Origin of the sequence: Lactobacillus porci (genome assembly GCF_009695985.1) — a bacterium.
Lineage (GTDB): Bacteria > Bacillota > Bacilli > Lactobacillales > Lactobacillaceae > Lactobacillus > Lactobacillus absianus.
In genome coordinates this window covers 1-2,222 of the sequence record NZ_VUMX01000064.1, presented here as the reverse complement: position 1 = coordinate 2,222, position 2,222 = coordinate 1, and the positions used below count along the sequence as shown (strand labels likewise).

Genomic DNA, 2,222 nt, shown 5'->3' with positions numbered 1-2,222 from the left:
AGTTGGCTGATGCAGACCCGAAACCAAGTGACCTACCCATGACCAGGTTGAAGGCGCGGTAAAACGCGCTGGAGGACCGAACCCACGTAAGTTGAAAATTGCGGGGATGAGTTGTGGGTAGCGGTGAAATTCCAAACGAACTTGGAGATAGCTGGTTCTCTCCGAAATAGCTTTAGGGCTAGCCTCGCAAAGAGGATGCTGGAGGTAGAGCTCTGTTTGGACTAGGGGCCCGTCAGGGGTTACTGAATCCAGATAAACTGCGAATTCCAGACATTTGTATGCGGGAGTCAGACTGCGAGTGATAAGATCCGTAGTCGAAAGGGAAACAGCCCAGATCACCAGTTAAGGTCCCTAAATACATGCTAAGTGGGAAAGGATGTGGAGTTGCGTAGACAACTAGGACGTTGGCTCAGAAGCAGCCATCATTCAAAGAGTGCGTAATAGCTCACTAGTCGAGTGACGCCGCGCCGAAAATTTAACGGGGCTAAGCATGATACCGAAACTGTGGATGTGCATTATGCACGTGGTAGGAGAGCGTTCTAGCGGCGGTGAAGCATGACCGGGAGGACATGTGGAGCTTCTAGAAGTGAGAATGCCGGTATGAGTAACGAAAGATGGGTGAGAATCCCATCCGCCGCAAGACTAAGGTTTCCTGGGGCAGGCTCGTCCGCCCAGGGTAAGTCGGGACCTAAGGCGAGGCCGAAAGGCGTAGTCGATGGACAACAGGTAGAGATTCCTGTACTGCACCGAATCGTTATGAGCGAAGGAGGGACGCAGGAGGCTATCAGCGCGTGGGGCTGGATCCACGTTCAAGCGACAAGCTTTGGAATGAGTCAAATGCTTATTCCTTCAAGAGCAAGTCGTGATGAGGAGCGAAATTTATAGTAGCGAAGGCTGAGACGTCACACTGCCGAGAAAAGCTTCTAGCCAGAGACGGTGCACCCGTACCGCAAACCGACACAGGTAGTCGAGGAGAGTATCCTCAGGTGAGCGAGAGAACTCTCGTTAAGGAACTCGGCAAAATGGCCCCGTAACTTCGGGAGAAGGGGCGCTGGTCGCAAGATCAGCCGCAGTGAAAAGGCCCAAGCAACTGTTTATCAAAAACACAGGCATCTGCAAAATCGCAAGATGAAGTATAGGTGCTGACACCTGCCCGGTGCTGGAAGGTTAAGAGGAGAGCTTAGCGCAAGCGAAGGCTTGAATTGAAGCCCCAGTAAACGGCGGCCGTAACTATAACGGTCCTAAGGTAGCGAAATTCCTTGTCGGGTAAGTTCCGACCTGCACGAAAGGTGTAATGATTTGGGCACTGTCTCAACGAGAGACTCGGTGAAATTATAATACCCGTGAAGATGCGGGTTACCCGCGACAGGACGGAAAGACCCCATGGAGCTTTACTGCAGTTTAATATTGGGTATCTGTCAAGCATGTACAGGATAGGTAGGAGCCAGAGAAGGTGGGACGCCAGTCTCACCGGAGGCGCTGTTGGGATACTACCCCTGCTTGACGGATGCTCTAACTCAGGCTTGTGAACCAGGCCGAGGACAGTGTTTGACGGGCAGTTTGACTGGGGCGGTCGCCTCCTAAAGCGTAACGGAGGCGCTCAAAGGTTCCCTCAGAATGGTTGGAAATCATTCGCAGAGTGTAAAGGCAGAAGGGAGCTTGACTGCGAGAGCAACAACTCGAGCAGGTACGAAAGTAGGACTTAGTGATCTGGTGATTCCGCATGGAAGGGTCATCACTCAACGGATAAAAGCTACCCTGGGGATAACAGGCTTATCTCCCCCAAGAGTTCACATCGACGGGGAGGTTTGGCACCTCGATGTCGGCTCGTCGCATCCTGGGGCTGAAGTCGGTCCCAAGGGTTGGGCTGTTCGCCCATTAAAGCGGCACGCGAGCTGGGTTCAGAACGTCGTGAGACAGTTCGGTCCCTATCCGTCGTGGGCGCAGGAAATTTGAGAGGAGCTGTCCTTAGTACGAGAGGACCGGGATGGACGCACCGCTGGTGTACCAGTTGTTCCGCCAGGAGCATCGCTGGGTAGCTATGTGCGGAAGGGATAAGCGCTGAAAGCATCTAAGTGCGAAGCCCCCCTCAAGATGAGATTTCCCATTTCTTCAAGAAAGTAAGACACCTCAGAGACGATGAGGTAGATAGGCCGGGAGTGGAAGAGCCGCGAGGCTTGGAGCGGACCGGTACTAATCAGTCGAGGACTTGACCAAAGCGA

1 rRNA gene is annotated in these 2,222 nt (G+C 53.2%); it reads left to right on the top strand.

The features are described 5' to 3' along the window. Positions 1 to 2,217: ribosomal RNA gene (locus FYJ62_RS10405) — 23S ribosomal RNA — on the top strand; the annotation flags it as partial. Positions 2,218 to 2,222 lie beyond the last annotated feature (5 nt).